Annotated in this window: 17 protein-coding genes; 6 read left to right on the top strand and 11 right to left on the bottom strand. The window is 67.0% G+C overall.

The features are described 5' to 3' along the window. Positions 1-3 precede the first annotated feature (3 nt). From OCL97_RS08245 to cysS, 6 genes are read right to left on the bottom strand one after another with little or no spacing between them, the layout of a single operon-like run. Positions 4-942 carry a glycosyltransferase family 2 protein gene (locus OCL97_RS08245; RefSeq protein ID WP_377369230.1) on the bottom strand — a complete coding sequence of 313 codons (939 nt, stop codon included), beginning with the start codon at positions 940-942 and terminating at the stop codon, positions 4-6. Further along, positions 939-2924: a threonine--tRNA ligase gene (thrS, locus tag OCL97_RS08240; RefSeq protein ID WP_377369228.1), complete on the bottom strand. Its 1986-nt coding sequence runs from the start codon at positions 2922-2924 to the stop codon at positions 939-941. The genes OCL97_RS08245 and thrS overlap by 4 nt, the downstream gene beginning before the upstream one ends. After that, positions 2921-3190 (bottom strand): membrane protein insertion efficiency factor YidD, encoded by a 270-nt coding sequence (gene yidD, locus OCL97_RS08235; protein ID WP_304776925.1) that lies wholly within the window; start codon positions 3188-3190, stop codon positions 2921-2923. The genes thrS and yidD overlap by 4 nt, the downstream gene beginning before the upstream one ends. A 59-nt stretch (positions 3191-3249) precedes the next feature. Beyond that, positions 3250-3699 (bottom strand): iron-sulfur cluster assembly scaffold protein, encoded by a 450-nt coding sequence (locus OCL97_RS08230; RefSeq protein ID WP_377369226.1) that lies wholly within the window; start codon positions 3697-3699, stop codon positions 3250-3252. Further along, complete coding sequence (locus tag OCL97_RS08225) at positions 3696-4247, bottom strand: SRPBCC family protein (protein ID WP_377369224.1); 552 nt, start codon at positions 4245-4247, stop codon at positions 3696-3698. Before OCL97_RS08225 ends, OCL97_RS08230 begins: the two co-directional genes overlap by 4 nt. Beyond that, complete coding sequence (gene cysS / locus OCL97_RS08220) at positions 4247-5647, bottom strand: cysteine--tRNA ligase (RefSeq protein ID WP_377369222.1); 1401 nt, start codon at positions 5645-5647, stop codon at positions 4247-4249. Before cysS ends, OCL97_RS08225 begins: the two co-directional genes overlap by 1 nt. Before the next feature lie 177 nt (positions 5648-5824). Between cysS and folE the strand changes: the two genes are divergently transcribed. Beyond that, entirely contained in the window at positions 5825-6454 is a 630-nt protein-coding gene (gene folE, locus OCL97_RS08215) for a GTP cyclohydrolase I FolE (RefSeq protein WP_293494753.1), read from the top strand. Here folE and OCL97_RS08210 read toward each other — a convergent pair. Next, a complete protein-coding gene (locus tag OCL97_RS08210) occupies positions 6451-7317 on the bottom strand; it encodes a DUF817 domain-containing protein (RefSeq protein WP_377369220.1) in 867 nt (288 codons plus the stop codon). The two genes, folE and OCL97_RS08210, sit on opposite strands and share 4 nt — an antisense overlap. Before the next feature lie 45 nt (positions 7318-7362). On the opposite strand from OCL97_RS08210, the gene hisI reads away from it, so the two are divergent. Further along, positions 7363-7764 (top strand): phosphoribosyl-AMP cyclohydrolase, encoded by a 402-nt coding sequence (gene hisI, locus OCL97_RS08205; protein WP_340646529.1) that lies wholly within the window; start codon positions 7363-7365, stop codon positions 7762-7764. Continuing rightward, positions 7761-8387, top strand: coding sequence for a LysE family translocator (locus OCL97_RS08200; protein ID WP_377369217.1), 627 nt, complete (start codon positions 7761-7763; stop codon positions 8385-8387). The genes hisI and OCL97_RS08200 overlap by 4 nt, the downstream gene beginning before the upstream one ends. Here the strand turns inward: OCL97_RS08200 and OCL97_RS08195 are convergent. Continuing rightward, positions 8384-10066 carry an alkaline phosphatase D family protein gene (locus tag OCL97_RS08195; RefSeq protein ID WP_377369215.1) on the bottom strand — a complete coding sequence of 561 codons (1683 nt, stop codon included), beginning with the start codon at positions 10064-10066 and terminating at the stop codon, positions 8384-8386. The two genes, OCL97_RS08200 and OCL97_RS08195, sit on opposite strands and share 4 nt — an antisense overlap. Positions 10067-10135: 69 nt before the next feature. On the opposite strand from OCL97_RS08195, the gene OCL97_RS08190 reads away from it, so the two are divergent. After that, complete coding sequence (locus OCL97_RS08190) at positions 10136-10453, top strand: ferritin family protein (protein ID WP_304776917.1); 318 nt, start codon at positions 10136-10138, stop codon at positions 10451-10453. Here OCL97_RS08190 and OCL97_RS08185 read toward each other — a convergent pair. Beyond that, on the bottom strand, positions 10450-11136 hold the full coding sequence (locus OCL97_RS08185; RefSeq protein ID WP_377369213.1) for an ADYC domain-containing protein: 687 nt from the start codon (positions 11134-11136) through the stop codon (positions 10450-10452). The genes OCL97_RS08190 and OCL97_RS08185 overlap by 4 nt on opposite strands. Before the next feature lie 169 nt (positions 11137-11305). Continuing rightward, entirely contained in the window at positions 11306-11674 is a 369-nt protein-coding gene (locus OCL97_RS08180) for a hypothetical protein (protein WP_377369211.1), read from the bottom strand. A 366-nt stretch (positions 11675-12040) separates the two neighbouring features. Between OCL97_RS08180 and OCL97_RS08175 the strand changes: the two genes are divergently transcribed. Together OCL97_RS08175 and rpoH are read left to right on the top strand one after the other, a co-directional pair. Then, positions 12041-13033: an RluA family pseudouridine synthase gene (locus OCL97_RS08175; RefSeq protein WP_377369209.1), complete on the top strand. Its 993-nt coding sequence runs from the start codon at positions 12041-12043 to the stop codon at positions 13031-13033. Positions 13034-13228: 195 nt separating this feature from the next. Continuing rightward, the gene (gene rpoH, locus OCL97_RS08170; RefSeq protein WP_377369303.1) at positions 13229-14125 is read left to right on the top strand and encodes an RNA polymerase sigma factor RpoH; all 897 of its coding nucleotides are present in this window, start codon (positions 13229-13231) and stop codon (positions 14123-14125) included. A 59-nt stretch (positions 14126-14184) separates the two neighbouring features. On the opposite strand, the gene OCL97_RS08165 is transcribed toward rpoH, so the two are convergent. Beyond that, complete coding sequence (locus OCL97_RS08165) at positions 14185-15018, bottom strand: response regulator (RefSeq protein WP_304701263.1); 834 nt, start codon at positions 15016-15018, stop codon at positions 14185-14187. Between the last annotated feature and the right edge of the window lie 83 nt (positions 15019-15101).

Below are 15101 nucleotides of genomic sequence, written 5' to 3'. Positions count from 1 at the left end.
GCCCTAAGTGGCGCGACCCCGGACGCGCCACATGACGGGACGCGCGACAGCGGTGCAGACGATGATCGGGGAGAGCATCCAGGCCAGCAGGGTCTCGGAGATGTTCTCCGCCCGCTTGCGGAAGTAGCGCGCCAGGCCGACACCCTTGTGGAATTCCACCTTGATCGGGCTGGCGTGGCTGGTGTGGCCCAGGTGGACCACCTCGGCCTTCGGTTGGAACAGCACGATGCCGCCGGCGCGGCGCACGCGCCAGCACAGGTCCACGTCCTCGACGTGCAGGAAATAGCCCTCGTCGAAGCCCTGGACGGCGTCGAAGTCCTCGCGGCGCATGGCGAAGCACGCGCCGGAGATTGTGGGGATGGCGGCCACCGAGTCGGGGGCCGCTTCGTTTTCCCAGTGCACTTCGTACCGGCTCCAGGCCGGAACGCGCTTGGAGAGGTGGCTAAGGCTCATCAGGGCGCTGATCGGGGTGATGTCACCCCGGCGGGCGCCGCGCTGCTCCGTGCGATCGGTGTTCAGCACTCGGCCGCCGACGATGCAGGGGACCGGACGACCCTCGATGGCGCGCACCAGTTCGGTGACGCAGCCCGGCTGCAGGAAGGCGTCGGGATTGAGGAAGACGATCACCTCGCCGCTGGCGGCCCGGGCCCCCAGGTTTGCGCCGCGCGCGAAGCCCACATTGCCCTGGCCGCTGATCAGAACCACGCGGCGGTCCCGCTCGGCGAGGTCGCTGAGGCGCGCCGCCTCCACGCGGGTCGAACCGTTGTCGACGATGACGAACTCATCGACCGCGGGATCGGCCAGCACGCAGGCGACACTTTCCTCGAGGGCCGCACCGGTCATGTACACGACCATGACCACCGACACCTTGCGGCGCGCCCTTACGAAATCAGGCGTTGGCGCGGGTTCGAAGGCGACGATCGGTGCGGCGATGCCGTTCATCCAGCCTCCCTGGCCCCGACCGGTTCACGGGGCGAAGCCGAAGCCGCCGCCGTGGTGGAACGGGCAACATCGGGCGCTAAGGCCTCCAAGGCAAGGGTCTTCGCGGCTTGGGCGAGCGAAAGGATTTCCTGCCCATCCGATCCAAACCGCCGCAACGCCACCTTGCCCTCCTCGGCTTCCCGCCGCCCGACCACGGCGATCACCGGGGCCTTGGCGAGACTGTGCTCACGAATCTTGTAGTTGATCTTCTCGTTGCGAAGATCGGTCTCGACCCGCAGGCCCGCCGCGCGCAATTCTTGAGCGACGGCCAAGGCATAGTCATCGGCATCGGACGTAATTGTGGCGACCACCACCTGCGTGGGGGCCAGCCAGAGCGGGAAAGCCCCGGCGTGATTCTCGATCAGGATACCCAGGAAGCGTTCCACGGCCCCGAACACCGCCCGGTGCAGGACCACTGGCCGCTGCTTGGAGCCGTCCTCGGCGGTATACTCGGCGTCCAGTCGCTCGGGCAGGACGAAGTCGAGCTGCAGGGTGCCGCACTGCCACGTCCGGCCGATGGCGTCGCGCAGGTGGAACTCGAGCTTGGGACCATAGAAGGCGCCCTCGCCCGGCATCCGCTCGATCCCAACGTTCACCGCCTGGCGGGCGGCCCGTTCGAGCTTGTCCTCGGCGATGTCCCAGACCTCATCGGTGCCGGCCCGCAGATCGGGGCGCAGGGCCAGCTTGACGCTGTCCAGGTGCACGCCGAAGTCGGAATAGACCGAGTTGAGCAGGCGCACGAACCTGGTCGTCTCCTCCTCGATCTGATCCTCGCGGCAGAAGATGTGGGCGTCGTCCTGGGTGAAGGCGCGCAGGCGCATGATCCCGTGCAGGGCGCCCGACGGCTCATAGCGATGGCAGGCCCCGAACTCGGCGAGCCGCAGCGGCAGGTCCCGATAACTCTTTTGCCCCACGTTGAAGATCTGGATGTGTCCCGGACAGTTCATCGGTTTAACGGCCAGCTCTTCGCCTTCCGTCGTTTCGCAGACGAACATGTTGGCGCCGAATTTTTCCCAGTGCCCGGAACGGTCCCAAAGGCCGCGGTCCATGATCTGGGGCGTCTTGACCTCCTGGTAGCCGCCCGCGTCCAGACGGCGACGGATATAGTCTTGAACCGTGCGGAACAGGGTCCAGCCCTTGGGGTGCCAGAAGATCATGCCCTTGGCCTCTTCCTGCAGGTGGAAGAGGTCCATGGCCCGGCCGATCTTGCGGTGGTCGCGCTTCTCGGCTTCCTCGATGCGCGTCAGATAGGCTTCGAGGTCGGCCTCGCTGGCCCACGCCGTGCCGTAGATGCGCTGCAGCTGGGCGTTGCGGTGGTCCCCGCGCCAGTAGGCGCCGGCCAGCTTCGTCAGCTTGAAGGCCTTGCCCACATGCTTGGTGGAGGGCAGGTGCGGCCCCCGGCACAGGTCCTTCCACTGGCCCTGACGGTAGACGGTGATCTCGTCGGTCCCGGGGAGGTCGGAGATGATCTCGGCCTTGTAGGCCTCGCCGATCTCCGTGAAGTGGGCGATGGCCTCCTCGCGGTTCCAGACCTCGCGCGTGATCGGCTCGTCGCGATCGACGATCTCCTTCATGCGCTGTTCGATCTTGGCCAGGTCGTCCAGGCTGAAGGGCGTGGCCCGGGCGAAGTCGTAATAGAAGCCATCCTCGATGGCCGGGCCAATGGTCACCTGGGTGCCGGGAAACAGCTCCTGCACCGCTTCGGCCATCACGTGGCTGGCGTCATGGCGGATGGTGTCGAGGGCCTCGGGCGCGTCCCGCGTCAGGATCTCGAACACCCCGCCTGAAGGCAGGGGGCGATCCAGGTCATAGAGCTCGCCGTCCAGCTTGATGAGGACGGCGCGCTTTTCCAGGGACTTGGCGATGGAGGCGGCGACGGACCGGCCCGTGGCGCCGTCTTCGTACTGGCGCTGGGAGCCGTCGGGGAAAATCAGGTCGATCATGTTTCACACGTCCATTTCCGGGCGGAGCCCTTGGGCTTCCCGCGCGGCGGGGGCGGCGGGTCATAGCCCGAACCGCCCAGAGGATGACAGCGGCACAGCCGCCGGACCGCGAGCCAGGAGCCGCGCCAGGGGCCGTGCCCGATCAGGGCCTCCGCCGCATATTCCGAACAAGTCGGAAGAAACCGGCATTGGCGCCCGATCCAGGGCGAAAGCGTCAGCTTGTAAGCGCGGAGCCCACCTCTGACGCAGGTTTCATAAAAGGTCATGCCGGGACGCAGACGCCTTGCAAATCAACCGCAGCGATTACGCCGACGGTTGGTGGCGATCAAGCTATGCCGGCGCGGCTAGTTCGGATGCTCGCCTGCCGGACAGCATCGGTCGCGGCCTCGAACGCCAGTAGCGTCGAGGTGTGGCGGGCCGGGTAATCCTTCACGGGCGCGAGCATCTCTAGGTCCGAAAAACGTCCAACAGGCGCAGCTGCGCCGTCCTTCAACATAGCACGGAACTGATCGCGGGCCATCTCGATCTCCGCGAGCGTCGCCCCCAGCACGTGGGCGCCGAGCACGGCCGCGGACGCCTGGCCAAGCGCGCAGGCCTTCACGTCCTGGGCGAACTGGCCGACGCGGTCGCCGTCCATGATCACGTCGATGGTCACCCGGCTGCCGCACAGCTTGGACACCTTTTCCGACGACCCCTGCGGCGCGGGCAGGCGACCACTGTGCGGCAGGTTCGCCGCTAGCTTCAGCAGCTTGGTGGAATAGAGCTCGTCGATCATGAGGCCGATGTGGGGTTTCCACTCTCCGCCCGCCATTGGGCCTCGGCGCGAACCTTCAGCGCCTCCCCCATGGCCGCGAAGCCGCGGTACATCTTGCGGCCCATCCGCTTGGCGACGTAGCGGCCCAGCAGGCCGCCCATGATCTCACCATTGGCGAAGATGCAGCTCGCCTCAGCCAGCTCGTCGATCTCAAGATAGCGGACACTGCGCACCAGGCCGCCGGCCAGGCTCAGTTTCCAGTGCAGCAGATTGGCCGGGGTCCAGTCGGTGATCACCGGCCGGATGGTCTCGGGCGACTCGCCGGGCAGGTTCAGGGTCAGGGTCAGGGTGTCGCCGATAGCGATCCTGCCCACGGCCTGGGTGTAGAGCGGGTTCCATTCCGACCAGGCGTCCAGGTCGGCCAGCACCTCCCAGATCACCCGCGCCGGGGCCTGGACCCCGATGCGGTGCTCGATCTTCTCACCACCTGGTCCGCCACCGCCGCCGGACTTCTTGAAGGTCAGGCCCGCGCCGGGGGTGAAGACCTTGGGGGCATTGATCGCCGGCATCAGCTCTGTTCCTTGATCCGCCAGGTCGCGCCGGTCGGATTGTCCATGACCTCGATGTTCAACGCGGTGAGCTCGCCGCGGATGCGGTCGGCGGCGGCCCAGTCCTTGGCGGCCCGCGCCGCCACACGGTCCGCGATCAGGCCGTCCACCTTGTCGCGCAACTCGTCGGAGACCCCGGCCTGGAACCAGTACTCCGGATCGGCGAACAGGAAGCCCATCAGGTTCGCCGAGGCCAGCAGCTCGCCCTTGGCGTAGGCGCGGTCGTCGCCGCGAGCGGTCTCCAGGGCCGTGGCCATGGCGAACAGCTCAGCCATGGCGGCGGGCGTGTTGAGGTCGTCCTCCAGGGCTTCCAGGAAGGCGACGGACGGCCCGGTGGCCTCCGCCTTCACCTCGCTGGAGCGGCGCAGGGCGCCGTAGAGGCGGTCGAGGGCCTTCTTGGACTGCTCGATCAGCTCCTCGGTCCAGTCCAATGGCGCGCGGTACTGGCCCACCAGAAGCGCCCAGCGCAGGGCCTCCCCCGGCGCCTGTTGGATCAGCTGGTGAACGAGAGCGACATTGCCGACGCTCTTGGACATCTTCTCGGCGCCCATGTTCAGGAAGCCGTTGTGCATCCAATAACGAGCGTATTCGGCCTCCGCGCCCTGGCCATGCTCGTGGCCAGCGCACAGGCCCTGGGCCATCTCGTTCTCATGGTGTGGGAACAGCAGGTCGATACCACCCCCGTGGATGTCGATGGGCAGGCCCAGGGCCTGCTCGATCATGGCCGAGCACTCGATGTGCCAGCCGGGCCGGCCCGGACCCCAGGGGCTTTCCCAGACCGGCTCGTTGTCCTTCGACGGCTTCCACAGCACGAAGTCCGCGGGGTGCTGCTTGTAGGGGGCCACGTCGACGCGGGCGCCGGCGATCATGTCCTCCATGGGGTGACCCGACAGCTTGCCGTAGTCAGAATAGGCCTGGGTGTTGAAGAGGACGTGGCCCTCGGCGGCGTAGGCGGCGTTGTTGCGGACCAGCCGGCCGATCATGGCGATGATGGCGTCCATGGTCTGGGTGGCGCGGGGCTGGTGGGTGGGACGAAGGGCGCCCAGCACCGACATGTCGGCGTTGTAGATATCGAGATAGCGGTCGGTGATGACCGAGATGTCGACGCCTTCTTCAGCGGCCTTCTTGTTGATCTTGTCGTCCACGTCGGTGACGTTGGCGGCGTAGATCACCGCGTCCGCGCCATAGGTATGGCGCAGCAGACGGAACAGGACGTCGAAGGCCACGACGGGCCGGGCGTTGCCGATATGGGCGTAATTATAGACCGTCGGACCGCAGACATACATCGTCACCCGCTTCGGATCGCGGGGGGCGAAGGGCCGCTTGGCGCGGGCCATGGTGTCGTAGAGATTCAAAGTCATAGGGTCTGACGCTGCGTAACAGTTGCCGGGAAAGGCTTGCGCCCCATATACAGATGGGGCGTCAGGGAAGCCACGGTCTCGCAACCGGAAAGCTTCGCCTTACGTATAAGGGTGGCCACGCGTCTTTCCGGGACCTTCGTCCCGGCGCAACTCAGCCCTGGAAAGAACCGATCTCACATGGACGCTGGTACTCGCGACCGAACCCTCGTCGGAACGTCCGGCGTTGATCTTGAAGCCGTGAAGCGCCCGACGCGCGAAGAGGCGATGGAGGCTGTCCGCACCCTCATCGCCTGGGCCGGCGACGACCCCAGGCGCGAAGGCGTGATCGACACCCCAAAGCGGGTGGTGGACGCCTACGGCGAATGGTTCGAAGGCTACAGCCTCGATCCCGCCAAGGAACTCTCGCGCACCTTCGAAGACGTGCAGGGCTATGACGACATCGTCATGCTGCGCGAGATCGAGGTGGAGAGCCACTGCGAGCACCACATGGCGCCGTTCCTGGGGAAGGCCTACGTCGCCTACATGCCCACCAACCGGGTGGTGGGCATTTCAAAGCTGGCCAAGGTCGTCGAGATCTTCGCCCGCCGTCTCCAGACCCAGGAGACCATGACCCAGCAGATCGCCGACGCCATCACCGACAGCCTTCGGCCGGCCGGCGTCGCCGTCCTGATCGACGCCGCCCACCAGTGCATGACCACCCGGGGCGTGCACCATCGGCACGTCACCACCATCACCACCCAGTTCACGGGCGTCTTCAAGACCGACCCCACCCTGCGTCAGCGGTTCCTGGACTTCGTCAACCGCTAGGTCTCGCGAGCATTCGGGTCCACCGGTTCCGGCCGGTGGACCAGGCTCACCAGCACGAAACTCAGCGTCATCAGTAGATACCACGACCCCAGCTTCGCCAGGCTGACGGGGCGCCATTCCGCGGCCTGTTGCGGATAGGTCCAGGTCGCGGTGAAGGTGCCGATGTTCTCGGCGAACCAGATGAACACCGCCACCAGCAGGAAGCCCAGCAGCATGGGCATGGTCCGGGCCTTGCGGTCCGGCGTGAACTGGAAGCTGGCCCGGCCGAACAGCAACACCGACAGGAGAAACAGGCCCCAGCGGATGTCGACGATGTAGTGGTGGCTGAAGAAATTGATGTAGCTCAGCACCGCCAGCAGCCAGGGCCCCCAAAGCGGCGGGTAGTTGCTGAACCGGATCTCGAACAGCCGCCAGGCGCGGGCGATATAGCTGCCGATGGCGGCGTACATGAAGCCCGAGAACAGCGGCACCTCGCCGATCCTCAGGACCGAGGCCTCCGGATAGATCCAGGAGCCGTGGCTGGTCTTGAAGATCTCCATCACCGTGCCAACCACGTGGAAGACCGCGATCACCAGGGCTTCGTCCCATCGCTCCAGCCTGGTGGCCAGCAACAGGACCTGGAGGGTGAGCGCGGCGATCAGCAGGAAGTCGTAGCGGGCCAGGGCCGCATCGGCCGGCCACCAGAAATGGCTGGCGATCAGCAGGGCCACCATCGCCCCGCCATAGAGGCACGCCCAGGCCTGTTTCAGCCCGAACAGCAGGAACTCATAGGCGAAGGCGTTGAACCTCGATCGCGCCGCCCAGGGACGGGCGACCAGGTCCATCGTCGCCACCCGGCCCTTGATCCAGTCCTTGAGACTCATTCTGCGAGGCTAGCGCGAAGGCTGTGAACGGCGCCATATGCCGCCATGGCCAAGCCCACCTTCCCCACCGCGACCTCCAAGGAAATCCTCGAACGCGGCGACCTGCTCGCCCCGCGGTTCGATTCCGCCGGCCTGATCCCGGCCATCGCCACCCATGCGGAGACCGGCGAGGTGCTGATGCTGGGCTATATGAACGCCGAGGCCCTGGAGCGGACGCTCGCGACGGGCGAGGTCTACTACTTCAGCCGCTCCCGCAATGAGCTCTGGCACAAGGGCGCCACCAGCGGCCAGATTCAGCTGGTTGAGGAGGTCCGCATCGACTGCGACCAGGACGCCATCCTGCTGAAGGTGACGCCGGAGGGCGACGGCGGCGCCTGCCACACGGGCTTCCGCACCTGCTTCTACCGGGTGGTGGAGAACGGCAAGCTGAAGGAACGTCTGCCGTGACCATCGTCCAGGCGCTGCTGGCTTTCACAGTGGCGGCTGGACTCCTGACCCTGACGCCCGGCCTGGACACCGCGCTGATCCTGCGGACCGCCGCGGTGGAAGGTCCCAGGCGTGCTGTCCTGGCCATGGTCGGGATACTCGCCGGCTGCTTTGTCTGGGGCGGGCTGGTGGCCGTGGGCCTGGGCGCGGTGCTGCAGGCCTCGGCCCTGGCCTTCAACATCCTGAAATGGGCGGGCGCGGCCTACCTGGTCTGGCTGGGGATCGGGCTTATCCTGCGGCCACGCCACAGTTTCGAGGTCGCCAATGCGCCGGCGATGAAGGGCGGCGACACGGCCTGGATGCGGCGCGGCTTCCTCTCCAACGTGCTGAACCCAAAGATGGGGGTCTTCTACGTTTCCTTCCTGCCGCAGTTCCTGCCGGCAGGGGTTCCGGCCGCCCCGTTCATGCTGCTGCTGACCACCATCCATGTCCTGCTGGGCGTGGCGTGGCTCTCCCTGCTGATCGCCGCCACCCAGCCGATCGCCAGGGTCCTGAAGCGCGGCGCGGTCGTGCGCTGGCTTGACCGGGCCACCGGCGGGGTGTTCGTGGCCTTCGGCCTGCGCCTCGCTTTGGAGCGCCGCTAGACCTCGGTCGGCGCCGACAGGCCGCCCGCTTCCGGCGTCACCCGATAGGTCTTCACCACGCGGGTGTCATAGGTAGGCTCGGTGATGTTGGAGACCGCCATGAGGTCCGCCTTGGCCTCGTTGGGGGTGAGGGTCAGCAGCAGGAAGCCCTTGGCGTTCTGATCACAGAACAACACTTCCCTGTTGGCCTGCGCGAACACCTCGCCGATCGGGAACGTGGGCAGGCTGTCGCCGCCCCCCGGGCTGGTGATCCCAGTGGTTCCGAACTCAACCCCTGCCCGGGCTCCGGCGTCGTCGAAAAGTTCATTGACCCAGAAGGCGTGGCTGTCGCCCGCGAGCACGATGGCCCGGGCCTGAGCGGCCTTCACTGCGGCATAGACCCGCTCACGATCCACGGGATAGCCGTCCCACATGTCCAGACCGTAGGGCAGGTCCATCTTCGCGAAGTCCCCGAGCCGGGCGATCCGCTTGCGAGCGGAGTCCGAGGACGCGGCGAGGGCCTTGGCATAGGCCGCCTCCCCCATCTCCTTGCGGGCGCTGGGGATGCCGATGCGGGCCATCAGCACCTCATTGCCGAGCACCTGCCAGGTGCGCCCCGCGGCCACCGAGGCTTTCAGCTCCGACGCGAGCCAAGCTTCCTGCTGCTCGCCCATCATCCGACGATAGGGGTCGGCCAGCTTCTTGCGGAAGCCCGGAAGGTCGGGCTTGCCGTCCAGTCCGTTGAGGTCCCGGTCATAGCTGAGCTGGCGGTCCCGGGCGGTCAGCCGCGTCTCCAGCATCACCAGGCTGGCCAGGTCGCCGAAATGGAAGGTCCGGTTGATGGAGAAGCCGCCGTCCGCCGGCTCGCGGATCGGCATCCACTCATAATAGGCCTTGATGGCGGTCGCCTTGCGCTCGTTCCAGGGGCCCTCATCGATCGGGGTGTGGTTCTGGGCGCCGGTGGCGAAGCTGTCGTTGGCGGTCTCGTGGTCGTCCCACACCACGATCCAGGCGGCCCGGGCATGGGCGGCCTGCAGCTGGCGGTCGGACTTGTACTGGGCATGCCGGGTCCGGTAGTCGGCGAGGCTGACGATCTCATGGTTGGGCTCATGGGGCCGCTGCCAGGCGACCTTGCTGTCCATGCCGTACGAGCCCGGGCCGCCGTACTCGTAGATGTAGTCTCCCAGGTGGATCACGGCGTCGACGCGGGCCAGGGCGGAGATGGCGCTGTAGGCGTGGAAATAGCCGTTCGGGAACAGCGAACAGGAGGCGACGGCCAGCACCACATCGGCGGTCTTGCCCACCGGAAGGGTGCGGGTCCAACCGGGCGGCGAGACCACCCCGTTGGCCTCGAACTCATAGCTGTACTGCACGCCTGGCTTCAGGCCGCCGACATCGACCTTCACCGTGAAGTCGCGGGCGGCGCTGGTGACGCCCTCGCCGGTCAGGGTCTTCACCCGCCGGAAGAAGCTCGGCTTGCCGGTCGGGGTGATCCGCCAGCGGTAGGCGATTTCGCCGGTGGTGGCCTGCGCCGGGGTGATGCGGGTCCAGAGGATCACCCGGTCGGCCAGGGGATCGCCCGAGGCGACGCCGTGCTTGAAGGCGATAGCACCTGCGTAGCGCGACGGCGCCTGCGCGAAAGCCGGTGTGGCCAGGCCCGCGCCAAGGAACGCCAGGGCCGAACGCCTATTGATGGTCATGGTGTTTCCCTGCTCGCGTGATCTCGATTCCGCATGCCATAGAGCAGGGAGTTACGACAGGAGCATGAGATGTCCAGCGAAGGCCTTCACGTCCCGCGCGAGAAGCTGTCCAAGAAGACCCTGAACATGCACTACGCCATCTCCTCGCTCATTGAGGAGCTGGAGGCGGTGGACTGGTACCGGCAGCGCGCCGACGACTGCGATGACCCCGAGCTGAAGGCCATCCTGCTGCACAATGCGCACGAGGAGATCGAGCACGCCGCCATGGCGCTCGAGTGGATCCGACGCAACGACGATCAGTTCGCCGAGCAGCTCAAGGAGTTCCTCTTCACCGAGGGGTCGATCACCCACCATGAGGAAGACTCGAGCGAGAAGAGCGGCCTCTAGCGCCGCTTGACCCGGGTGAAGATCAGGGCGCCTCTGGCCCGGGCGGCGGCCTCGTCGCAGGTCCCGCCGAGGTTCGGAGAGGCCTTGAGCAGGGCCTCTTCGGTCAGCAGGTCCGACCAGCGAGTGGCGGCCACGCAGACCGCGCCGGTGGGGCCCCAGCCCGCCTCGAAGATGTAGTCCGGGTCGCCCACGGTGTCGTGGCGCTGGACGCCGGCGATATCGGCGACGTCGATCTCCGTGCCGTTCTTGGTGTGGGGCGCTCCATCGCCCAGGTAGTCGGCCCGCACGGTCTGCTGGCAGGTGCGGTAGTAGTCGGCCAGCGGCCGCCCGTCCGGCGTTTGGCCCCAAGGGTCGTAGCCCCAGAGTACGCACTTGCCCTGTGAACCGGCGGTGCAGGCCAGGAACCAGGTATTGGGATCCTCCACGAATCTGTAGCCGTCCCAGCGGCCTCGCAGGGGGAAGCCGGCGCGGCGTCCAAAGGCGTCGGGGTCGCACATGCTCAGCCATTCACCGGACTTGGGATCTCGGCTGGAGAGGGTGTGCAGCAGGATCGCTGCGTTCTCCTTGGCCGGCGTCACCGCGTCGATGCGGACCTGAGTCAGCCCGCCCTTGCCGTCGTCGATCTCGAACACAGCGCCCACGAGGTCAGGCGAGGCCAGCCGAGCGGCGGCGGTGGTGACCACAAAGGATGTGCCTTCGACCGCCAGCCCGCCTGTCGGGGCCGCCAGGGCGGGGGCGCGACCAGGGCCAGACCGAGGGCGAACAGGGCGGTGAGGCGCATCATCGAAACATCCTTCTCAAACGAAAGAGGCGGCCCCGAAGGCCCGCCCGATCCGGTCTGGCTGGGCGACCCTAGCGCAGGGCGACGCGTTCGCCGTTCGGCAGCACGATGGCGCGCAGGCCAGCGGTGCAGGTGTGGGCGGCGGTGGGCTCGCAGACATCGACCGCGACGCCGGTCGGGGCCTGGCCATTCCACTTGATCCCGTTGAGGGTGAGGCCGTTCAGGGTGAGGCCGTTGAACCTCACCGTGTTGAGCGTCAGGCCGTTGATTTTGAAGCCGTTGAGGGTAAGGCCGTTCAGCTTGATCCCGTTGAGGCTGATGCCATTCAGGGTGAGGCCATTCAGCGTCAATCCGTTGGCCTGAGTGGCAGCTTGGGCGGGGGCGGCGAGCGTCATCGACAGGGCGGCGACGGCGGCGAGGGAGAGCAGGGTCTTCTTCATGGCGGTTCCTCCTAAGGGGCGGGACAGTCCCGCCGCGTTGTTGGAGGGCTTCTAGCCACCGTCGCGCGCTGCGCTCAGGTGCACCGGCGGACGGCGGCGTACGCATCGAAATGCAACCATCGATGCATTTCGATGTGAGGGCGCGCCTAGTGTGGACCCAGCAAATACCGGCGCGCGGCGGCCTGCGCACCGTCGCCGGCGACCTCACGGTTGCGCGGTCGCCCGGCCCTGTGGGACTGTGGCCCATGCCGTCACGCCCTTTTCGCAAAAACCGGGCCTTGGGCTCAAGCCGCTTTCGCTCAGTGGAGATCGGCTGGCCGCCCAGCGCCCCACGACCGCCCCTGCGCGGGGCGGGATCGGCCAAACATGAGTTTCGTTGATGACGAGGACGCCCCGCCCGGCGAAACAGTCAGCCTGACCCTGGCCACCGAACACGCAGGCGGAAGGCTGGACAAGACCCTGGCCGAGCACCTGCCGGATCTGTCGCGAGCCCGCATCCAGGCGCTGATGGCGGCCGGCATGGTGACCCGGGAGGGAAAGGTGCTTACCGACACCTCCGCCAAGGCTCAGGCCGGCGACTATGAACTGCTGATCCCGCCGCCGGAGGCCGCGGAACCGCAAGCCGAAGCCATCCCCCTGACGGTGCTCTTTGAGGACCCTCACCTGATCGTGGTGGAAAAGCCCCCCGGCATGGCGGTGCACCCCGCGCCGGGGACCCCCAGTGGCACCCTGGTCAACGCCCTGCTCCACCATTGCGGCAGCTCGCTGTCGGGGATCGGCGGTGTGGCGCGGCCTGGCATCGTCCATCGGATCGACAAGGAGACCTCCGGCATCGTGGTGGTGGCCAAGAGCGACGCCGCCCACAAGGGACTCTCGGCCCTGTTCGCCGCTCACGACATCGACCGGGTCTATGTGGCCCTGGTGCGCGGCGCGCCGTCGCCGGCCAAGGCCACCATCGTCACGCAGATCGGCCGCTCCTCCACCGACCGCAAGAAGATGGCGGTGCTGAAATCCGGTGGCCGCGAGGCCATCACCCACTATTCGACCCGCACGGTGTTCGGCCAGCAGAAGAAGCCCCAGGCCGCGCGGCTGGAATGTACGCTCGAGACCGGTCGCACCCATCAGATCCGCGTGCACCTGGCCTCAAAGGGATGTCCCTGCCTGGGTGACCCGGTCTATGGCTCGGGACCGCCCACGCCTGCCGTGCGCGAGGCGATGGCGCAGGCCGGTCTGAGCCGCCAGGCCCTGCACGCCGCGGTGCTGGGCTTCGTCCACCCAGTGACCGGCGAGGCCCTGCGCTTCGAGAGCCCCCTGCCGCCGGATATGGCCAAGCTGGAAGCTTTGCTCTCAGCCCTGTGAGAAAGCTTGCGGACCAGGCGCCTTGATGACGCCACGGCGCGGGAATAGAAATACCTGAGTTGAGCAGTCGGACTTATAGGTCGTTCCTCCCAACGCCCTTCCGCAGTTGAAACCCGATACCTATCTGGTTGGTTGAGGGGGCGGACGGACGCGCGCAGACCAAGCGCGGCGACCCAGATGTCCGGGAAATAGGGGATTTTATCCATGGCCACGAACGCGCTGTCCGTGATGTCGCCCGATGGCGGCCTAAGCCGGTATCTCACCGAGATCCGGAAGTTTCCGATGCTGGCCAAGGATGAGGAATTCATGCTGGCCAAGCGCTGGAAGGAACATGAAGACCCGGAGGCCGCCCATCGCATGGTGACCTCCCACCTGCGCCTGGTGGCCAAGATCGCCATGGGCTATCGCGGCTACGGCCTGCCGATCGGGGAAGTGATCTCCGAGGGCAATGTCGGCCTGATGCAGGCGGTCAAGAAGTTCGAGCCCGACAAGGGTTTCCGCCTGGCGACCTACGCCATGTGGTGGATTCGCGCCTCGATCCAGGAGTACATCCTGCGATCCTGGAGCCTCGTGAAGATGGGCACCACGGCGGCGCAGAAGAAGCTGTTCTTCAACCTGCGCAAGGCCAAGAGCCAGATCAGCGCCTTCCAGGACGGCGACCTGCACCCAGACCAGGTGGCCCAGATCGCCACCAAGCTGGGGGTGCTGAACGAGGAAGTCATCTCGATGAACCGCCGGTTGTCGGGCCCCGACGCCTCGCTGAACGCGCCCCTGCGCGTGGACGGCGAGAGCGAGTGGCAGGACTGGCTGGAGGACGAGACCTCCGTCAGCCAGGAGACCCAGGTCGCCGAGAACCAGGAGCGGACCCAGCGCATGGGCCTGCTACAGGAAGCGATGACCGAGCTCACCGACCGCGAGCGCCATATCCTGACCGAGCGCCGGCTGAAGGACGATCCGTCGACCCTGGAGGAACTGGCCGCCGAGTACGGCGTCAGCCGCGAGCGCGTGCGGCAGATCGAGGTCCGCGCCTTCGAGAAGCTGCAGAAGTCGATGCGAACCGCCGCCGAGGAACGGAACCTGGTCAACGCCTGATCCGGCCCGACTGAACCAAGCAAGCCCTTCCCGGAAACGGGGAGGGCTTTTTGCTGCGCCTAGACCGACACCACGGCGCGGTCGGAGGGCTTGCGGCTGAGCTCGTCGGCCGGCAGCAGGGCCAGCAGGGGGGCGGCGTTGCGGACCACCTCTTCCGGGATCAGCACGCCACGGTCGGCAGCGCCGGCCAGGTAGCGCTGGAAGTCGGCCACGGTGGTGACGAGCTTCAGGTCGCCCACCGCCACCGCGGCCTTCTGCAGATCCACCCCTTGAGCCTGCATGGAGCGCAGGGCCTGCTTGGGGTCGGTGGCCACGGCGGAGACCGCGGACTTCAGGATCTTCAGCGCCTGGGTGATCCGCGCGGCGTCCGGGGTGGTCTTGATGTCGGAGCGGCGCTTGAGCTTGCCGGTATAGTCGCCGGAATTAAACCGCCGCCGGTCGGGACCGATATAGTCGACCGCCTCCACCCAGTCTCGCGGCCGCAGGGTCACAGCCTCCAGGCGGCGCAGCAGGTCCTTGGCGGTGTAAGGCTTGCGGAGGAATTCGTGCACCCCGGCGTCGCGGGCCCCCAGGATGGCGGCTGCGGTGGCGGTGGCGGTCACCATGATGATGGGCGCCTGGCGGCAGTTGAATTCGCTGTGCCGGACACGGCGGGCGAAATCGACGCCATCGACCTTGTCGCCGGAGAGCTCCACGAAGATCAGCTGCGGATTGACCAGCTCCGCAGCCTCCAGACCCTTGCGGTTATTCGGGGCGTTCCAGAGCTGGCCGGCCGAGATATTGCGCATGAGGTCAGCCAGCAGGCGCGCGCTGGCCGGCGCCGGATCAACGATCAGCACCCTCTGCAGCATGGGGACCATGCGCTGAATGAGCTTGCCTTCTTCGTTGAACACGGGGTGCGGGGGCTCCTGGGAACGCTCCGCCCAATATGGGGCCCGTCCGTAAAGATCGCCTTGACGGCAAGTGTAGCTCGCCG

Origin of the sequence: Phenylobacterium ferrooxidans, assembly GCF_042714595.1 — a bacterium.
Lineage (GTDB): Bacteria > Pseudomonadota > Alphaproteobacteria > Caulobacterales > Caulobacteraceae > Phenylobacterium > Phenylobacterium ferrooxidans.
This window is presented reverse-complemented; position numbering and strand designations above follow the sequence as displayed.